Genomic DNA, 19,361 nt, shown 5'->3' with positions numbered 1-19,361 from the left:
CGGCAACGGTTCAAGATCTTGCAATGGGTATGGCGCCTGCATAAGTATCCGCAGGCCGACTCACGAGGTCGCCCTCACCACCAAAAATGACAACAAATCATGAGGCCAACATGCTTAAACACGCAGTCCTTCCGCTCTTAGTTAGCGCTGGCCTTATGGCCGCAGCCCCTTTCGCCCATGCGGCGACTAACCTGGTGTTCTGCTCCGAAGGGAGCCCGGCCGGTTTTGACCCAGGCCAGTACACCACCGGAACAGACTTCGATGCCTCGGCCGAAACCATGTTCAACCGCCTGACCCAGTTCGAGCGCGGCGGCACCGCCGTGATTCCTGGGTTGGCCACCAGCTGGGACGTGTCCCCGGATGGCTTGACCTACACCTTCCACCTGCGTGATGGCGTCAAGTTCCACACCACGCCGTACTTCAAGCCGACCCGTACCTTCAATGCCGATGACGTGCTGTTCACGTTCAACCGCATGATCAACAAGGACGATCCGTTCCGCAAAGCCTACCCCACCGAGTTCCCGTACTTCACGGACATGGGGATGGACACCAACATCAAGAACATCGAGAAAGTCGACGCCAACACGGTCAAGTTCACCCTTGGCACCGTGGACGCCGCTTTCATCCAGAACCTGGCGATGAGCTTCGCGTCGATCCAGTCGGCTGAATATGCCGCGCAACTGTTGAAGGAAGGCAAACCTGCCGACATCAACCAGAAGCCAATCGGCACTGGTCCGTTCGTGTTCAAGAGCTACCAGAAAGATTCCAATATTCGCTACACCGGCAACAAGGACTACTGGAAACCTGAGGACGTGAAGATCGACAACCTGATCTTCGCCATCACCACCGACCCGTCGGTGCGTATCCAGAAGCTCAAGAAAAACGAATGCCAGATCACCCTGTTCCCGCGCCCGGCCGACCTCAAGGCGCTGGGCGAAGACAAGGACCTGAAACTGCCGCACCAGGCCGGTTTCAACCTGGGCTACATCGCCTACAACGTGATGGACAAGGTCAAGGGCAGCGACCAGCCAAACCCGCTGGCCGACCTGCGCGTGCGCCAGGCGCTGGACATGTCGGTGAACAAGCAGCAGATCATCGACTCCGTGTACCAGGGCGCCGGTCAGTTGGCCGTCAACGCCATGCCGCCGACCCAATGGTCGTACGACACCACCATCAAGGATGCCAAGTACGACCCTGAGAAAGCCAAGGCGCTGCTCAAGGAAGCCGGCATCAAGGAAGGCACCGAAATCGTTCTGTGGGCCATGCCGGTTCAGCGTCCGTACAACCCGAACGCCAAGCTGATGGCTGAAATGCTGCAGAACGACTGGAAGAAGATCGGTCTGAACGTAAAAATCACCAGCTACGAGTGGGGCGAGTACATCAAGCGCTCCAAAGGTGGCGAGAACCAGGCCATGATCATTGGCTGGAGCGGCGACAATGGTGATCCGGACAACTGGCTGAACGTGCTGTTCGGCTGCGACTCGCTGCAGGGTAACAACTTCTCCAAATGGTGCGACAAGAAATTCGACGGCATCGTGAAAGAAGCCAAGGCCACATCGGATGTCGCCAAACGCACCGAGCTGTATAAGCAGGCGCAACATATCCTCAAAGATGCTGTCCCGATGACACCTATCGCGCACTCGACGGTGTATCAACCCATGCGCTCTACCGTGCAGGACTTCAAGATCAGCCCGTTTGGCTTGAACTCCTTTTACGGCGTGAGCGTAAGCGGCAAGTAAGAAGCCCTGGCGGCGGCGTTTCATAACGTCGCCGTTATTGCATCCGCCTGGCCCGTAGGAAACAGACCACGCTCGTAATAGTTGCGTCCTACAGCAACGAACTGCGATCCGTGTCTCCGTTGCCTACAAGGTCAATCCGATTTAGTGCATTTACTGCCAGGTCCTCGACCCCTAACGTCGTAGGACAGCAGATGCACCTACTACGGAAAGGCACTTGCTGCGTGTGGGATCAGTGATGTCGCCCTGGCCGATTTGCCAGGGCGGTTGCTCGCTGATGACAACTACAAACAAGGATCGGGATCGTCATGCGCCATACCACCGTTCTATCCGCAATTTTCGGCACCAGCCTGCTGGCTGTGGCCACGATGGGCCAAGCCGCCGACAAGCAGAGCCTGGTGTTCTGCTCCGAAGGCAGCCCGGCCGGTTTTGATACGGCGCAATACACCACCGCCACCGATAACGATGCGGCCGAGCCGCTGTACAACCGTCTGGTCGAGTTTGAAAAAGGTGCAACCAATGTGGTGCCTGGGTTGGCAACCAAATGGGATATTTCCGACGACGGCCTGACCTACACCTTTCACCTGCGCGAAGGGGTGAAATTCCACAGCAACAAGGAATTCAAGCCAACGCGGGATTTCAATGCCGACGATGTGCTGTTCACCTTCAACCGCATGCTTGACCCCGACCATCCGTTTCGCAAGGCCTACCCCACCGAGTTTCCGTACTTCAACGGGATGAGCCTGAACAAGAACATCGCCAGGGTCGAGAAAACCGACCCGCTCACCGTGGTCATGACCCTGAACACGGTCGACGCCGCGTTCGTGCAGAACATTGCCATGAGCTTTGCTGCGATCCTGTCGGCCGAATACGCCGAGCAGCTGCTCAAGGCCGGCAGGCCGAGCGACATCAACCAGAAGCCGATCGGCACTGGCCCGTTCGTGTTCCAGCGCTATCAGAAAGATTCGCAGATCCGTTACGTGGGCAACAAACAGTACTGGGACCCGAGCCGGGTCAAGCTCGACCAGTTGATCTTCGCGATCAACACCGACGCATCGGTGCGCGTGCAAAAACTCAAGGCCGGCGAATGCCAGGTGACCCTGCATCCGCGCCCGGCTGACGTCGATGCGCTCAAGGCCGACCCTAAACTGCAACTGCTGACCAAGCCGGGCTTCAACCTCGGCTATATCGCTTACAACGTGCGCCACAAGCCGTTCGACCAGCTCGAAGTGCGCCAGGCGCTGGACATGGCGGTGAACAAGCAGAGCATCCTGAATGCCGTGTACCAGGGCGCGGGGCAACTGGCGGTCAACGCCATGCCGCCGACGCAGTGGTCCTATGACGACAGCATCAAGGACGCCGCCTATAACCCGGAGAAAGCCAAGGAATTGCTCAAGGCTGCCGGCGTAAAGGAAGGCACCGAAATCACCCTGTGGGCGATGCCGGTGCAACGTCCGTACAACCCCAACGCCAAGCTGATGGCCGAGATGCTGCAAAGCGACTGGGCCAAGATCGGCCTCAAGGTCAAGATCGTCAGCTACGAGTGGGGCGAATACATCAAGCGCACCAAGAACGGTGAGCACGATATCAGCCTGATCGGCTGGACCGGCGACAATGGCGACCCGGACAACTGGCTGGGCACCCTCTACAGCTGCGACGCCATCGGCGGGAACAACTACTCCATGTGGTGTGACCCGGCGTACGACAAGCTGATCAAGCAAGCCAAGGTCGTCACCGACCGCGAACAACGGACCGTTCTGTACAAACAGGCGCAGCAACTGCTCAAGCAGCAGGTGCCGATCACGCCGGTCGCCCACTCGACGGTCAACCAGCCGTTAAGCGCCAAAGTCGAAGGCTTCAAAGTAAGCCCCTTCGGCCGCAACGTGTTCTCGGGCGTCAGCATTACCCCATAAGAAAATAACCGGATTGCAGGAGAGCGACGTTGGCTCTCCAGCAAACGTGCAGCCACTTATTAGGATTTTTCCTACGGCAAACGTTTGCATAGCTTGAAAAGAGTTACACACCCAATAGCCGGATCACCAAAAAAGACCGGCATTAAAAAGAGAACCAAAGGAGCTTCACACATGAAACTGAGCAGCAAAGCGCTTCTGGCCCTGGCCATCAGCAGCATCACGGCCACCGCCTACGCTGAACCCGCCAGCCAGGACTTCGTTCCGACCACACTGGCCGGCACCAGCGCGCAAAGCGAGGCCAAGGGCTTTATCGACGGTCAAAGCCTGGGCGGTACCACGCGTAACTGGTACTCCAGCGAACAACGGTTCCGTGGTCAAAAATTCAGCTATACAAAACATAATCAAACCCTTCAGGACTCGCGCCGCGAGAACTGGGTGCAAGGCACCATCCTGAACTATTCCTCAGGCTTTACCCAAGGCACCGTTGGCGTTGCGACCGAAGTTGCCGCCTACAACGCCATCGTGCTGGATGCCAGCCGGCGTGACATCAAGAACGGCTCCAACCGTACCCTGGCCGACTCCGACGGCGATGCCGTTAACCAGTGGAGCAAGCTTGGCCTGGCCAACGTCAAGTTCCGTGTCTCGAACACCACCTTGACCGCCGGTCGCCAGAACTTCAGCAGCGGCATCGTCGACACCATCGGCAACCGTGCCCTGCCTTCGAGCTTCGAGGGTGTGAGCTTCAACAGCGAAGAGCTGAGCAACCTGTCGTTCCAGGGCGGTATCTTCGATCGCGTTTCGCCGCGTACCGAACAAAGCCTGTCGAAATTCCGTTCCGAGTACGGCAATGGCCAGGAAACCGACAAGGTCAAAACCCTGGGCTTCAACTACCAGCCGTTCAAGAGCCTGAAGACCAGCGTGTTCGCGGCTAACGTCGAAGACTTCTGGAACCAGTACTACTTCGGTGCCACCCACGAATTGGGTGATGCACAGACCCTGGCACTGACCACTGGCCTGAACTACTACAAGACCACCGACACCGGCAGCAAGAAGATGGGCAACATCGACAACGATACTTACTCGTTGTCCCTGGGTCTGACCCACCAGGCTCATAGCCTGACCTTCTCGTACCAGGAAGTGAACGGTGACGAGTACTTCGACTACCTGCACGAAACCAACGGCATCTACCTGGCCAACTCCCTGACCTCTGACTTCAACAGCCCGAACGAGAAGTCCTTCCAGATCGCCTACGGCATCAACATGGCCGAATACGGTGTGCCAGGCCTGAAGTTCAACGTTTACTCGGCTCGCGGCTGGGGCATCGACGGTACTCACTACAACGGTACCGCCTACGGTACCGCGGGTGAAAGCCGCAGCGACCTGCGCCTGATGGACGGCGAGAAACACCAGGAATACGGCGTTGGTACGTCCTACGCGATTCAGAGCGGCCCACTCAAGGCCACTACCATCCGTGGCACCTACGTGACTCACCGCGCCAGCGCGCAACAAGCTGACGGCAACATCAAAGAGTTCCGTCTGGTCACCACCATCCCGTTCAACATTCTTTAATTAGCGCCAGGTAAACGGCGGGCTCAGGACGAGCCCGCCGTCTACGTTTTTACTGGTCCCATCGATTGCAGAGGGTTCCGAATGAAAATGCTCCCGCTACAAGCCGCCATGGCTGCCGCGCTGTTGAGCGTGGCGATCGGCGTTTCGGCCAAACCACTGGTGGTCTGCACCGAAGCCAGCCCGGAAGGTTTTGACCCGGTCCTGTACACCACGGCCGTGACCGCTGACGCCGCTGCTGAAACCATGTTCAACCGCCTGGTGGACTTCAAGCCCGGCACCACCGAAGTCGTTCCCGCGCTGGCCAAGGCCCTGCCCGAGATCAGCGCCGATGGCCTGACTTACACCTTTCACCTGCGTGACGACATCAAGTTCCACACCACCGACTACTTCAAACCCACGCGCAACCTGAACGCCGACGACGTGCTTTGGAGTTTCCAGCGCCAGCTGGACCCGAATCACCCGTGGCATAAAAAGTCCCTCGTGGGCTACCCGTACTTCGAAAGCATGGGCTTCAAGGAACTGCTCAAGAGCGTAGAAAAGACTGACGATCACACCGTCGTTTTCACCCTGACCCGTCCTGAAGCACCGTTCCTGGCCGACCTGGGCATGGCATTTTCTTCAATCCATTCGAAGGAATACGCCGACCAGTTGCTCAAGTCCGGCAAGACCGATGACCTCAACGCCAAGCCCATCGGCACGGGCCCGTTCATCTTCATCCGTTATCAAAAAGACGCCCAGGCTCGGTTCAAGGCCAACCCTGACTACTTCCGCGGCAAACCGGCAGTTGACCCGCTGATCCTGGCGATCAGCACCGATAACAACGTGCGCCTGCAGAAGCTCAAGGCCAACGAATGCCAGATCGCGTTGTTCCCCAAGCCGGATGACATTCCAAGCATCAAGAAAGACCCGAACCTGAAAGTCGATGAACTGGCGGCGATGACCACCAGTTACACCGCGTTGAACACCACCCACAAATACATGAGCGATGCGCGGGTACGCCACGCGATCAACATCGCGTTCGACAAGGCCGGTTATACCGAAGCCCTGTTCGGCAAAGGCAATGCAGTGGTCGGTACCGGCCCTTATCCGCCGACCCTGCTGGGTTTCAATGACAAACTGAAAAACCCGCCCCGCGACCTGGACAAGGCCCGCGCCCTGCTCAAGGAAGCCGGCGTACCGGAAGGCACCGAGTTCACCCTGTTCACCCGTAACGGCGGCGGCCCGACCAACCCGAACCCGATGCTCGGCGCCCAGCGCATGCAGGCGGATCTGGCGCAGATTGGCCTGAAAGTGAATATCAAAGTCATGGAATGGGGCGAGATGCTCAAGCGTGCTAAAAACGGTGAGCACGACATGGTTTCGGCCGGCTGGGTAGGTGATAACGGCGACCCGGATAACTTCCTCACGCCAAACCTGAGTTGCGATGCAGCGAAAAACGGCGAAAACTACGCACGCTGGTGTAACAAAGAGTTTCAAGACTTGATCGACAAGGCTCGCGCCATCGCTGAACCCGGCCAGCGCGCCGCACTCTATGAACAGGCACAGGACGTTTTCGACAAGGACCAACCATGGCTTCCCATGGCTTACCCGAAACTGTTCACCGCCATGCGCAAGAACGTAGAAGGCTTCACCCAAAGCCCTCTGGGTACAAATAACTTCGCCACCACCCAGGTGAAGTAAATAAGAAAAACGCTCGGCGCCGTCGCTATTGACGGCGCCGGACCTGCCTAACCGGCTGATTGAGGTACACCACAAGATGTTTAGTTTTATTGCCCGCCGACTGGGGTTATTGATCCCCACGTTCTTCGGCATCACGTTGCTGACGTTTGCGTTGATACGCATGATTCCAGGCGACCCCGTAGAAGTCATGATGGGCGAACGCCGCGTCGACCCCGAGATGCACGCACAGGCAATGGAGCGCCTTGGCCTTAACAAGCCGCTGTATGCGCAATACCTGGATTATGTCGGCAAGCTCGCCCAGGGCGACCTTGGCGAATCGCTGCGTACCCGTACCAGCGTGTGGACCGAATTCACCGCCCTCTTCCCGGCGACCCTGGAACTGTCCATGGCCGCCCTGTTGTTCGCCGGTATCCTGGGCCTGCTGGCCGGGGTGATCGCGGCCTTGAAGCGAGGATCCCTGTTCGACCACGGGGTGATGGGCATCTCCCTCGCGGGCTATTCGATGCCGATCTTCTGGTGGGGCCTGATCCTGATCATGTTCTTCTCGGTCAGCCTGGGCTGGACCCCGGTGTCCGGGCGCATCGACCTGCTCTACGACATTGAGCCGCGCACCGGCTTCATGCTGATCGACACGCTGCTGGCTGACGAGCCGGACGCGTTCTGGGACGCACTGCACCACCTGATCCTGCCGGCCATCGTGCTCGGCACCATCCCGCTGGCGGTGATCGCGCGGATGACCCGCTCGTCGATGCTCGAAGTGCTGCGCGAAGACTACATCCGCACCGCCAAGGCCAAGGGCCTGTCGCCGGCACGCGTGGTGTTCGTGCACGGCCTGCGTAACGCGCTGATTCCGGTACTGACCGTGGTCGGCCTGCAAGTCGGCACGCTGCTGGCCGGTGCGGTATTGACCGAGACCATCTTCTCCTGGCCCGGCATCGGCAAATGGCTGATCGAAGCCATTGGCGCGCGGGACTACCCGGTGGTGCAGAACGGCATCCTGCTGATCGCCTGCCTGGTGATCCTGGTGAATTTCGTGGTGGATATCCTCTACGGCTTCGCCAACCCACGCATCCGTCACCAGCGCTGAGATCATGACCATGACCACACCTACTCAAGTGTCAGCAGTCGATCAAAGCCTGCTGTACCCGTCCCCGTACAAAGAATTCTGGCAAGCCTTCTCCAAGAACAAAGGCGCGGTTGCCGGCCTGTTGTTCATGTTGCTGATCGTGTTCTGCGCGATCTTCGCGCCGTGGGTTGCACCGCATAACCCGAGCGAGCAGTACCGCGACTTCCTGCTGACCCCGCCGGCCTGGCTGGAGGGCGGGCAGATCCAGTTCCTGTTGGGTACCGACGAACTGGGCCGTGACTTGCTCTCGCGCCTGATCCAGGGTTCGCGCCTGTCGCTGCTGATCGGTTTGTCGTCGGTGGTGATGTCGCTGATCCCGGGCATCCTGCTGGGCCTGTTCGCCGGGTTCTTCCCGCGTTTGCTCGGCCCGACCATCATGCGTTTGATGGACATCATGCTGGCCCTGCCCTCGCTGCTGCTGGCCGTGGCCATTGTCGCGATTCTCGGCCCTGGCCTGATCAACACCGTGATCGCCATCGCCATCGTGTCGTTGCCGTCCTACGTGCGCCTGACCCGCGCCGCGGTGATGGGCGAACTGAATCGTGACTACGTGACCGCCGCCCGCCTTGCCGGCGCCGGGTTGCCGCGCCTGATGTTCATCACCGTGCTGCCTAACTGCATGGCGCCGCTGATCGTCCAGGCCACCCTGAGTTTCTCTTCGGCGATCCTCGACGCCGCGGCCCTGGGCTTCCTGGGCCTTGGCGTACAACCGCCAACCCCTGAGTGGGGCACCATGCTGGCTTCGGCCCGTGACTACATCGAACGCGCCTGGTGGGTGGTGAGCCTGCCGGGTCTGACCATTTTGCTCAGCGTGCTGGCAATCAACTTGATGGGCGACGGCTTGCGCGATGCGCTCGACCCGAAACTCAAGAACGCCGCCTGAGGAGATTCCCATGTCACTGTTAGAAATCAAGAATCTCAACGTGCGCTTCGGCGACAAGACTGCCGTGCCGGTGGTCGATGGCCTCGACATTTCGGTCGACAAAGGCGAAGTCCTGGCGATCGTTGGCGAGTCGGGCTCGGGTAAATCCGTGACCATGATGGCGCTGATGGGCCTGATCGAGCACCCCGGCATCGTCACCGCCGACGCGCTGAACTTCGACGGCAAGGACATGCTCAAGCTGAGTAACCGCCAGCGCCGCCAGATCGTCGGCAAAGACCTGGCAATGGTGTTCCAGGACCCGATGACCGCGCTGAACCCCAGCTACACCGTGGGTTTCCAGATCGAAGAAGTGCTGCGCCTGCACCTGAAAATGTCCGGCAAGCAAGCGCGCAAGCGTGCCATCGAGTTGCTGGAAAAAGTCGAGATCCCGGGCGCTGCCAGCCGTATGGACGCTTATCCGCATCAACTGTCCGGCGGTATGAGCCAGCGTGTGGCAATCGCCATGGCGATTGCCGGCGAGCCGAAGCTGCTGATCGCCGACGAACCGACCACCGCCCTGGACGTGACCATCCAGGCGCAGATCATGGAACTGCTGCTGGCCCTGCAGAAAGAACAGAACATGGGCCTGGTGCTGATCACCCACGACCTCGCAGTCGTGGCGGAAACTGCCCAGCGCGTGTGCGTGATGTACGCCGGCCAAGCGGTGGAAGTCGGCCAGGTGCCGCAGTTGTTCGACATCCCGGCGCACCCGTACAGCGAAGCGTTGCTCAAGGCGATTCCCGAGCACAGCCTCGGCGCCACACGCCTGGCCACGCTGCCGGGCATCGTGCCCGGCCGTTACGACCGCCCGCAAGGCTGCCTGCTGTCGCCGCGTTGCCCGTACGTACGCGACAACTGCCGCAGCGAGCGCCCAGCGCTTGATCCGAAAACCAACAGCCTGGCGCGCTGCTTCTACCCCTTGAACCAGGAGGTGGCGTAATGGCCGTCGTTCTTACCGCCCGCGACCTGACCCGGCACTACGAAGTGTCCCGTGGCCTGTTCAAGGGCCATGCGCTGGTACGCGCGCTCAATGGTGTGTCGTTTGAACTGGAAGCCGGCAAGACCCTCGCCGTGGTCGGCGAGTCGGGTTGCGGCAAGTCCACCCTGGCCCGTGCGCTGACGCTGATCGAAGAGCCGTCTTCGGGCTCGCTGAAAATCGCCGGCCAGGAAGTCGCCGGCGCCGACAAGGCCCAGCGCAAGCAATTGCGCAAAGACGTGCAGATGGTGTTCCAGAGCCCGTATGCCTCGTTGAACCCACGGCAGAAAGTCGGTGACCAGCTCGGCGAGCCGCTGCTGATCAACACCAACCTGTCCGCCGCCGAGCGCCGCGAGAAAGTGCAGGCGATGATGAAGCAAGTGGGCCTGCGCCCCGAGCATTACCAGCGCTACCCGCACATGTTCTCCGGCGGCCAGCGCCAGCGTATCGCCCTGGCCCGCGCGATGATGCTGCAACCCAAGGTGCTGGTGGCCGATGAACCGACCTCGGCGCTCGACGTATCGATCCAGGCCCAGGTACTCAACCTGTTCATGGACCTGCAGCAGGAGTTCAACACCGCCTACGTGTTCATCTCCCACAACCTGGCCGTGGTGCAGCATGTGGCCGATGACGTGATGGTGATGTACCTCGGCCGCCCGGTGGAAGTCGGCCCCAAGGCAGACATCTACGCCCGCCCGCTGCACCCGTACACCCAGGCGCTGCTGTCGGCCACCCCGACCATTCATCCGGATCCGAACAAGCCGAAGATCAAAATCGTCGGCGAACTGCCCAACCCATTGAACCCGCCATCGGGTTGCGCGTTTCATAAGCGCTGCCCGTATGCGACGGCGCGGTGCAGCACCGAGGAACCGCAGTTGCGGCCGTTGGATAACCGCCAGGTGGCGTGCCACTACGCGGAGCAATTCGTCGCCTGAAGCAACACTGTTCCCACAGGGGCATTGCGTAATACAGCGTTCTACAGCCCTTCCCGTCAGGTTGCGCATCAGCCTGGCGGGAGGGGCTTCTTTTTTGGGTGCGCGCCGCGTCTCAGGTTTCGCCGTCGTCAAAGGTCTCACTGTCTTCCCCTTCGTTGACGGGGTTTTCCGGATCCCTGACATCTGTGGGCTGGGGCTGTGGTTTCCAACTGCCGGAGTTGACTTCGTTGGCCTTTTTTTTGGTGACGGGGCCGGTGTCCTTCCATTGGGGGGTGCCATCGCCGGCCAGTGCCGGCAGCGTTGTCAGCCCTGGGCCTGCCAATAGCATCAAACAAATAACGTATCGAACATTTCGCACGGTGGACTCCTTCGCAGTCAGTGTGTGAAAGCTAGACCCGATGCAGGGTTCTCGCCAATTCCCAGCCTTACAGAGATCAGAATGTGGGAGGGGGCTTGCCCCCGATAGCAGTGGGTCAGGACGTTACATGTCACTGATAGACCGCCATCGGGGGCAAGCCCTAATGCCAGTCAGTTAAGCCCGCTCCCACATTTGATCTTCGTTGCTTTAAGCATTGCGTTCGCTTAACTGATCAGCATTAGGGCAAGCCCCCTCCCACATTATTTCAAAGCCAACAAAAAGGGCGAAGCCATCACAGCTTCGCCCTTCTCTCAATCGCTAAGATCTTAATGATGCTCACCTTTTATTATCACTGATTGCACAATGCTGGAGCCAGGCGAGAGAACCTTTAGAGACTATAATGCGGTAATGTTTTGCTTCAATATGAAGAACCCTTCGACGCGTCTCATCGATCCCTGAACATCCACATTGAGATCAAACTTAAAAAATCCGGCTTTCTCTGAAGGATTTATCATTCCAGTAACAAAACCGAAGGTAATTTCAGTACTGCCCCCCATCACAAAATGCTGCACACGAAATCCCTGACCGACAGGAATATTGACACCCCAAAAATCATTCGAGTCGAATACAAAGGTAAAGCCCGTTTCACGAATACCGCTTTGAGTGTCCCGACCTTTAAAAATCGGTGGGATCGGTTGCGGCCCCTCTTCAAGATATACGTACATATACGGCGGGGTTACAAGCCCCCCGTCTTCAAAACGATATTCAAAATGCCCAATAGCATTCTGTACCTGTTCGTCCTCATGACTAACCATGATCCCATCTCCATGCTAGGTAACCTGATATAAAGATCCGCACCTTCAAATCCCAAACCAAAACATGCTATTGGACTTCTACTTATAAGCACTGGCGGTAGGCCTCACGACCTTCCTGCCTATCTAACGGCCGAACACCATAAAAATCTACTGTCAAACTTCACAGTTGATTTTTAGCCGCTTACGAAGTCAAAAAAAAACCCTAAAGATAAATCTTTAGGGTTTTTAGTTAGTTGCTCAAGATTAGAGGCCTAATCAATGGTGCTCACGCGTCGCGCGGAATTTCACATCCGGCCAACGCTCTTCCATCAGCGCCAGGTTCACCCGCGTCGGCGCCAGGTAGGTCAGGTGCCCACCGCCGTCGATCGCCAGGTTTTCCACGGCCTTGTTGGAGAACTCTTCCAGCTTCTTCTTATCGCTGCAATCGATCCAGCGCGCGGAGTACACGGTGATGGGCTCGTAGGAGCATTCGACCTTGTATTCCTCTTTCAGGCGGCTGGCGACCACATCGAACTGCAGCACGCCGACGGCGCCGAGGATGATGTCGTTGCTGCGCTCGGGGAAGAACACCTGGGTAGCGCCCTCCTCCGCCAGTTGCTGTAAGCCTTGGCGCAGTTGCTTGGACTTGAGCGGGTCACGCAGGCGCACGCGGCGGAACAGTTCCGGGGCGAAGTGCGGGATACCGGTGAAGCCCAGCGCTTCGCCTTCGGTGAAGGTGTCGCCGATCTGGATGGTGCCGTGGTTGTGCAGGCCGATGATGTCGCCGGCGTAGGCCTCTTCGAGTTGTTCACGCTCGGAGGAGAAGAACGTCAGGGCGTCGCCGATGCGCACGTCCTTGCCGGTGCGCACATGGCGCATCTTCATGCCTTTTTCGTAGCGGCCGGAGCAGATGCGCATGAAAGCGATGCGGTCGCGGTGCTTGGGGTCCATGTTCGCCTGGATCTTGAACACAAAACCGGTGAATTTCTCTTCAACCGGCTCGACGGTGCGCTCGTTGGCCACACGGGCCAAGGGCTTGGGTGCCCAATCCACCACGGCGTCGAGCACGTGGTCGACGCCGAAGTTGCCCAATGCAGTGCCGAAGAACACCGGGGTCAACTGACCGTCGAGGAATTCCTGCTGGTTGAATTCATGGCAGGCACCCTGCACCAGTTCCAACTGGTCGACGAAGCGGTCGTACTCGTCACCCAGGTGGGCGCGGGCTTCGTCGGAGTCGAGCTTTTCGATGATTTTCACATCGGTGCGTTCGTGGCCATGGCCGGCGGTGTAGACAATGATGTAGTCGTCGGCCAGGTGGTACACGCCCTTGAAATCGCGGTAGCAACCGATCGGCCAGGTGATCGGCGCGGCCTTGATCTTCAGGACGGCTTCGATTTCATCCAGCAGCTCGATCGGGTCGCGGATGTCGCGGTCGAGTTTGTTGATGAAACTGACGATGGGCGTGTCACGCAGCCGGCACACGTCCATCAAGGCGATGGTGCGTGGCTCGACGCCTTTACCGCCGTCCAGAACCATCAGCGCCGAGTCCACCGCGGTCAGGGTGCGGTAGGTGTCTTCGGAGAAGTCTTCGTGGCCCGGGGTGTCGAGCAGGTTGACCATGTGGTCGCGATACGGGAACTGCATGACCGACGTGGTAATGGAAATACCCCGTTGTTTTTCCATCTCCATCCAGTCGGAGGTGGCATGGCGGTCGGATTTGCGCGACTTCACCGTGCCGGCCACCGCGATCGCCTTGCCCATCAGCAACAGCTTCTCGGTGATGGTGGTTTTACCGGCATCGGGGTGGGAAATAATGGCGAAAGTGCGGCGTTTCGCGACTTCGGCGGCCTGGTGGGTCATGGGAAATCGCCTGGCAGGTGAGTCAAAAAAGGGCGGCGAGTATAGCGCAAACCGGGCGTGCCGGACCACCGTTCACCCGTTTGGGGGTGGCTAAATGCGGCCAAGTGTGGAACCTTTTAAAAGGTGGAGACGTCCATTCCCCTGCCAACGCACTCGTACCAGGGGCTGAAAAATCAGCAAGTTAGCCTGACGAGGCAGCGCTTATGGCTCGAACTCATGCCGCTTTTGACGGCATTGGCGAGCTGCATTTCGCGACCCTATTCCGCTGACAGCCAGCCATGGCATGCCACGCGCGAATGTGTTCGTCGACAGAAGAAAAAAGGAGTCCGCCTGTGGCTATTCGCTATGGCAAAGGGCTTATGGGAGGCGCGGTTGTCGTCGCGCTCCTGGCCCTGCTGGTCCACTGGATCGGCATCAATACGATCGAACTGTACCGCGACGATTTAGTGTTTTACCTGCAAGCTCATCTGATCCTCGTTCTTGTCTCCATGCTGGCGGCCCTCGTTGTGGGCATCCCCGCCGGTATCCTGCTCAGCCGGCCGAACATGGTCGGACGCGCAGAACGCTTCATGCAGATCTTCAACATCGGCAACACGATTCCTCCCCTGGCCGTACTGGCCATTGCCCTCGGTGTCCTCGGCATCGGCAGCGGCCCGGCGATCTTCGCGCTGTTCCTCGCTTCCCTCCTGCCCATCGTACGTAACACCTACGAAGGCCTGAAAAACGTCCAGGGTTCCCTGAAAGAAGCCGCCACCGGCATCGGCATGACGCCGCGCCAGGTGCTGTTGCGCGTGGAACTGCCCAACGCCGTGCCGATCATCATCGGCGGCGTGCGCGTGGCCCTGGCGATCAACGTCGGGACCGCGCCGCTGGCGTTCCTGATTGGCGCCAACAGCCTGGGCAGCCTGATCTTCCCCGGCATCGCCCTGAACAACCAGCCGCAATTGCTGCTCGGCGCCGCGTGCACCGCGCTGCTCGCCTTGTTGCTTGACGGTCTGGTGACCCTGGCCAGCCGCCTCTGGCTGGAACGCGGGTTGCGTGCGTCTTAACGCCCTGCAAAGGAATTCACATGAAAAAATTAAGTTTGATATTAGGCTGCGTCCTGCTGTTTGCAGGCATCGCGCACGCCGCTGAAAAACCGGTGATCCGCATCGGCGCGCGGGTGTTCACCGAACAGACCCTGCTGGCCGAGATCACGTCCCAGTACCTGCGCACCAAGGGCTATGACGCCCAGATAACCGGCGGCCTGGGCAGCAACCTGGCGCGTAGCGCCCAGGAAAGCGGGCAATTGGACCTGCTGTGGGAATACACCGGGGTTTCTCTGGTGGCCTACAACCATATCGACGAGAAACTCGACAGCGAACAGTCCTACGCACGGGTGAAAGAACTCGATGCGAAAAAAGGCCTGGTCTGGCTCTCGCCGTCGCGCTTCAGCAACACCTACGCCCTGGCCTTGCCCGACAACGTGGCCAAGGAATTTCCGCACATCAACAGCATCAGCGACCTGACCCAAGCCCTGGCGGAAAAAACCAAGGGCACGCGCCTGGTCGCCCTGGACACCGAGTTCGCCAACCGTTCCGACGGCATGGGCGGCATGGTCAAGCTGTACGACATGAACCTGACCCGCAAAAACACCCGGCAGATGGACGCGGGGCTGGTCTACACCGCGCTGCGTAACGGCCAGGTGTTTGCCGGCCTGGTCTACACCACCGACGGTCGCCTGAACGCCTTCAAACTGAAGCTGCTGGAAGACGACAAGCACTACTTCCCGGACTACACCGCCGCGCCGGTGATCCGCCAGGCGTATCTCGACCAGCATCCGCAACTGGCGGCTGAACTCAAGCCGCTGGCCGATCTGTTCGACGACACCACCATGCGCGAGCTGAATGCGCGGGTCGACGTCAACCACGAAAGCCCGTCCGCTGTTGCCGCCGATTTCCTGCGCCAGCATCCGATCAATCAATAAGAGGAAAAGACATGGAATTTCTGAACGCCTTTTCCCATCTTGATTGGGCCCAAGTCCTGCACCTGACCTGGCAGCACATTACGCTGGTCGGCATTGCGGTCATCCTGGCAATCGTCGCAGGCGTGCCCCTGGGCGTGTTGATGACCCGCTTCCCGACTCTGGCCGGCCCGCTGCAAGCCAGCGCCACGGTGTTGCTGACGGTACCCTCCATCGCCCTGTTCGGCCTGCTGCTGCCGTTCTACTCCAAGTTCGGCCAGGGCCTGGGGCCGATGCCGGCGATCACCGCCGTGTTCCTCTACTCGCTGCTGCCGATCATGCGTAACACCTACCTGGCCCTCACCGGCGTGGAGCCGGGTATTCGCGAAGCCGCCAAAGGCATCGGCATGACCTTCGGCCAGCGCCTGCGCATGGTCGAGCTGCCGATTGCGGTGCCGGTGATCCTTGCCGGTGTGCGCACCGCCGTGGTGATGAACATTGGTGTAATGACCATCGCCGCCACCATCGGTGCCGGTGGCCTGGGTGTACTTATTCTGGCTTCCATCAGCCGCAGCGACATGTCGATGCTGATCGTCGGCGCCGTGCTGGTCAGTCTCCTGGCCATCTTCGCCGACCTGCTCTTGCAATGGCTACAACGCTCGCTGACTCCAAAAGGATTGCTCAAATGATCGAACTTCAAAACCTGACCAAGACGTTTCAAAGCAACGGCAAGACTGTGTCCGCCGTCAACGACGTAAGCCTGACCGTCAACGAAGGCGAAATTTGCGTATTCCTGGGGCCTTCGGGCTGCGGCAAGAGCACCACGCTGAAAATGATCAACCGCCTGATCAAGCCGACCTCGGGCAAGATCCTGATCAACGGCGAAGACACCACCGACCTCGACGAAGTGACCCTGCGTCGCAACATCGGCTACGTGATCCAGCAGATCGGCCTGTTCCCCAACATGACCATCGAGGAAAACATCGTGGTCGTGCCCAAGTTGCTGGGCTGGGACAAGCAGAAATGCCACGACCGCGCCCGCGAGTTGATGAGCATGATCAAGCTGGAACCCAAGCAGTACCTGCATCGCTATCCGCGTGAATTGTCCGGCGGCCAGCAGCAGCGGATCGGCGTGATCCGTGCGCTGGCGGCGGATGCACCGCTGCTGCTGATGGACGAACCGTTCGGCGCGGTCGACCCGATCAACCGCGAAATGATCCAGAACGAGTTCTTTGAGATGCAACGCGCGCTGAACAAGACCGTGATCATGGTCAGCCACGACATCGACGAAGCCATCAAGCTGGGTGACAAGATCGCGATCTTCCGCGCCGGCAAGCTGCTGCAGATCGATCATCCGGACACCCTGCTGGCGCATCCGGCCGATGAATTCGTCAGCAACTTCGTGGGCCAGGACAGCACCCTCAAGCGCCTGTTGCTGGTGAAGGCCGAAGACGCGGCGGACAATGCGCCGTCGGTGAGCCCGGAAACCCCGGTGGCCGAAGCGCTGGAACTGATGGACGAACTGGACCGTCGCTACGTGGTGGTCACCTGTGCCGAGAACAAGGCGCTGGGTTACGTACGACGTCGCGACCTGCACCGTCAGACCGGTACGTGCGGCCAGTACCTGCGCGAGTTCAACGCCACGGCGGCGTATGACGAACATTTGCGCATCCTGCTGTCGCGCATGTATGAGTTCAACCGTTCGTGGTTGCCGGTGATGGATGCGGAGCGGGTGTTTTTGGGTGAGGTGACTCAGGAGTCGATTGCCGAGTACTTGAGCTCTGGTAAGTCCCGTGGGGGCAAGACCAGCATTGTCTCCCCTGCCGAGACGGCCCTGGCTTGATATGACACCACTCGGTTAAAACTGTGGGAGCGGGCTTGCTCGCGAATGCAGAGTGTCAGTCGCCAGATAGGTTGACTGGTGCACCGCATTCGCGAGCAAGCCCGCTCCCACATTGGATCTTCACTGGGTCTGAAACACCTCAAATCTCCCCATCCGGGGAACATCATTCCGTCACACCGGTCGGTTACATAAGTAGCTGCACGCGGTCGCGCGACGAACGCGTGCAAAAACGCGACATTTTTAGTTGATCCCACGCCCATCAAGCCCTAAAGTTCGCGCCGAACGTCCATGCTGGAAACGATCCATCCGGCTCAAGTACTGACGACGAGACAGCAAGGCCAAGGGAAGCAGTCATTCCCATGGCCTTTTTGCTTTCGGCGACATGCCTTGGGAAGTAGGCGAACCAAAGTGGGGATACGGAGGACGTTCATTTGCACCCATTGCTAATTTCAGTTTGCCCTTAGGAGTCTCCAGCATGTCGATCAACGTCGAAGATTATTTCGCGCGCGCCACCTTTGACAAAATGAAGGCGTTCGCCGACAAACAGGAAACCCCGTTCGTGGTGATCGACACCGCGATGATCAGCCAGGCCTACGATGACCTGCGCGCCGGTTTCGAATTCGCCAAAGTCTACTACGCGGTCAAGGCCAACCCTGCCGTCGAGATCATCGACCTGCTCAAGGATAAAGGCTCGAGCTTCGACATCGCCTCGATCTACGAGCTGGACAAGGTCATAGACCGTGGCGTCAGCGCCGACCGTATCAGCTACGGCAACACCATCAAAAAATCCAAGGACATCCGCTACTTCTACGAGAAAGGCGTGCGCCTGTTCTCCACCGATTCCGAAGCCGACCTGCGCAATATCGCCAAGGCCGCGCCGGGTTCGAAAGTGTATGTGCGCATCCTCACCGAAGGCTCGACCACGGCTGATTGGCCGCTGTCGCGCAAGTTCGGCTGCCAGACCGACATGGCCATGGACCTGCTGATCCTGGCCCGTGACCTGGGCCTGGTGCCTTACGGCATCTCGTTCCACGTCGGTTCGCAACAGCGCGACATCAGCGTGTGGGACGCGGCGATCGCCAAGGTCAAAGTGATCTTCGAACGCTTGAAGGAAGAAGACAACATCCACCTCAAGCTGATCAACATGGGCGGCGGCTTCCCGGCCAACTACATCACCCGCACCAACAGCCTGGAAACCTACGCGCAAGAAATCATTCGTTTCCTCAAGGAAGACTTCGGCGACGACCTGCCGGAAATCATCCTGGAGCCGGGCCGTTCGTTGATCGCCAACGCCGGCATCCTGGTCAGCGAAGTGGTGCTGGTGGCGCGCAAGTCGCGTACCGCCGTCGAGCGTTGGGTATACACGGACGTGGGCAAGTTCTCCGGCCTGATCGAAACCATGGACGAAGCCATCAAGTTCCCGATCTGGACCGAGAAGAAAGGCGAGATGGAAGAAGTGGTCATCGCCGGTCCTACCTGCGACAGCGCCGACATCATGTACGAAAACTACAAGTACGGCCTGCCGCTGAACCTGGCGATCGGTGACCGCTTGTACTGGCTGTCGACCGGCGCGTACACCACCAGCTACAGCGCGGTTGAGTTCAATGGCTTTCCGCCATTGAAATCGTTTTACGTATAAACGCAGCGGCAAGCAAAAGCCCACGACCTGTCGTGGGCTTTTTTGTGCTTAAAAGGAATGTTTCTCGA

16 protein-coding genes are annotated in these 19,361 nt (G+C 59.1%); 13 read left to right on the top strand and 3 right to left on the bottom strand.

Translation table 11 applies throughout. The features are described 5' to 3' along the window. Positions 1–110 precede the first annotated feature (110 nt). From H0Z09_RS05470 to H0Z09_RS05435, 8 genes are all read left to right on the top strand, one after another. Positions 111–1,739, top strand: coding sequence for an ABC transporter substrate-binding protein (locus H0Z09_RS05470; RefSeq protein WP_186688239.1), 1,629 nt, complete (start codon positions 111–113; stop codon positions 1,737–1,739). 305 nt (positions 1,740–2,044) lie between these two features. Next, positions 2,045–3,649 carry an ABC transporter substrate-binding protein gene (locus tag H0Z09_RS05465; RefSeq protein WP_186688237.1) on the top strand — a complete coding sequence of 535 codons (1,605 nt, stop codon included), beginning with the start codon at positions 2,045–2,047 and terminating at the stop codon, positions 3,647–3,649. A 171-nt stretch (positions 3,650–3,820) separates the two neighbouring features. Then, the gene (locus H0Z09_RS05460; protein ID WP_186688235.1) at positions 3,821–5,218 is read left to right on the top strand and encodes an OprD family porin; all 1,398 of its coding nucleotides are present in this window, start codon (positions 3,821–3,823) and stop codon (positions 5,216–5,218) included. Positions 5,219–5,299: 81 nt separating this feature from the next. Continuing rightward, the gene (locus H0Z09_RS05455; RefSeq protein WP_076951132.1) at positions 5,300–6,898 is read left to right on the top strand and encodes an ABC transporter substrate-binding protein; all 1,599 of its coding nucleotides are present in this window, start codon (positions 5,300–5,302) and stop codon (positions 6,896–6,898) included. A 76-nt stretch (positions 6,899–6,974) separates the two neighbouring features. After that, the gene (locus H0Z09_RS05450) at positions 6,975–7,985 is read left to right on the top strand and encodes an ABC transporter permease subunit (protein ID WP_003171721.1); all 1,011 of its coding nucleotides are present in this window, start codon (positions 6,975–6,977) and stop codon (positions 7,983–7,985) included. 10 nt (positions 7,986–7,995) lie between these two features. After that, on the top strand, positions 7,996–8,907 hold the full coding sequence (locus tag H0Z09_RS05445; RefSeq protein WP_099494034.1) for an ABC transporter permease subunit: 912 nt from the start codon (positions 7,996–7,998) through the stop codon (positions 8,905–8,907). Positions 8,908–8,917: 10 nt separating this feature from the next. Continuing rightward, the gene (locus tag H0Z09_RS05440) at positions 8,918–9,886 is read left to right on the top strand and encodes an oligopeptide/dipeptide ABC transporter ATP-binding protein (protein WP_186688232.1); all 969 of its coding nucleotides are present in this window, start codon (positions 8,918–8,920) and stop codon (positions 9,884–9,886) included. Continuing rightward, the gene (locus tag H0Z09_RS05435; RefSeq protein WP_186688223.1) at positions 9,886–10,857 is read left to right on the top strand and encodes a peptide ABC transporter ATP-binding protein; all 972 of its coding nucleotides are present in this window, start codon (positions 9,886–9,888) and stop codon (positions 10,855–10,857) included. Before H0Z09_RS05440 ends, H0Z09_RS05435 begins: the two co-directional genes overlap by 1 nt. A gap of 112 nt (positions 10,858–10,969) precedes the next feature. Here H0Z09_RS05435 and H0Z09_RS05430 read toward each other — a convergent pair whose 3' ends face one another. The 3 genes from H0Z09_RS05430 to H0Z09_RS05420 all read right to left on the bottom strand — a co-directional run bounded on the left by H0Z09_RS05430 (position 10,970) and on the right by H0Z09_RS05420 (position 13,869). Continuing rightward, a complete protein-coding gene (locus H0Z09_RS05430; RefSeq protein WP_186688221.1) occupies positions 10,970–11,215 on the bottom strand; it encodes a hypothetical protein in 246 nt (81 codons plus the stop codon). Positions 11,216–11,610: 395 nt separating this feature from the next. Further along, on the bottom strand, positions 11,611–12,030 hold the full coding sequence (locus H0Z09_RS05425) for a hypothetical protein (RefSeq protein ID WP_186688218.1): 420 nt from the start codon (positions 12,028–12,030) through the stop codon (positions 11,611–11,613). A gap of 255 nt (positions 12,031–12,285) precedes the next feature. Continuing rightward, positions 12,286–13,869 (bottom strand): peptide chain release factor 3, encoded by a 1,584-nt coding sequence (locus H0Z09_RS05420; protein ID WP_049710031.1) that lies wholly within the window; start codon positions 13,867–13,869, stop codon positions 12,286–12,288. Between the two features lie 359 nt (positions 13,870–14,228). Between H0Z09_RS05420 and H0Z09_RS05415 the strand changes: the two genes are divergently transcribed. The 5 genes from H0Z09_RS05415 to H0Z09_RS05395 all read left to right on the top strand — a co-directional run bounded on the left by H0Z09_RS05415 (position 14,229) and on the right by H0Z09_RS05395 (position 19,293). After that, complete coding sequence (locus tag H0Z09_RS05415; protein ID WP_178114967.1) at positions 14,229–14,918, top strand: ABC transporter permease; 690 nt, start codon at positions 14,229–14,231, stop codon at positions 14,916–14,918. A gap of 20 nt (positions 14,919–14,938) precedes the next feature. Beyond that, on the top strand, positions 14,939–15,835 hold the full coding sequence (locus tag H0Z09_RS05410) for a glycine betaine ABC transporter substrate-binding protein (protein ID WP_186688216.1): 897 nt from the start codon (positions 14,939–14,941) through the stop codon (positions 15,833–15,835). An 11-nt stretch (positions 15,836–15,846) separates the two neighbouring features. Continuing rightward, positions 15,847–16,500 (top strand): ABC transporter permease, encoded by a 654-nt coding sequence (locus H0Z09_RS05405; protein ID WP_038443408.1) that lies wholly within the window; start codon positions 15,847–15,849, stop codon positions 16,498–16,500. After that, on the top strand, positions 16,497–17,654 hold the full coding sequence (locus H0Z09_RS05400; protein WP_181080583.1) for an ABC transporter ATP-binding protein: 1,158 nt from the start codon (positions 16,497–16,499) through the stop codon (positions 17,652–17,654). The genes H0Z09_RS05405 and H0Z09_RS05400 overlap by 4 nt, the downstream gene beginning before the upstream one ends. Before the next feature lie 475 nt (positions 17,655–18,129). Next, complete coding sequence (locus tag H0Z09_RS05395; protein ID WP_186688214.1) at positions 18,130–19,293, top strand: type III PLP-dependent enzyme; 1,164 nt, start codon at positions 18,130–18,132, stop codon at positions 19,291–19,293. Positions 19,294–19,361: the final 68 nt, after the last annotated feature.

This window comes from Pseudomonas sp. SWRI18, from assembly GCF_014268345.1.
Classification (GTDB): domain Bacteria; phylum Pseudomonadota; class Gammaproteobacteria; order Pseudomonadales; family Pseudomonadaceae; genus Aquipseudomonas; species Aquipseudomonas cedrina.
This window is presented reverse-complemented; position numbering and strand designations above follow the sequence as displayed.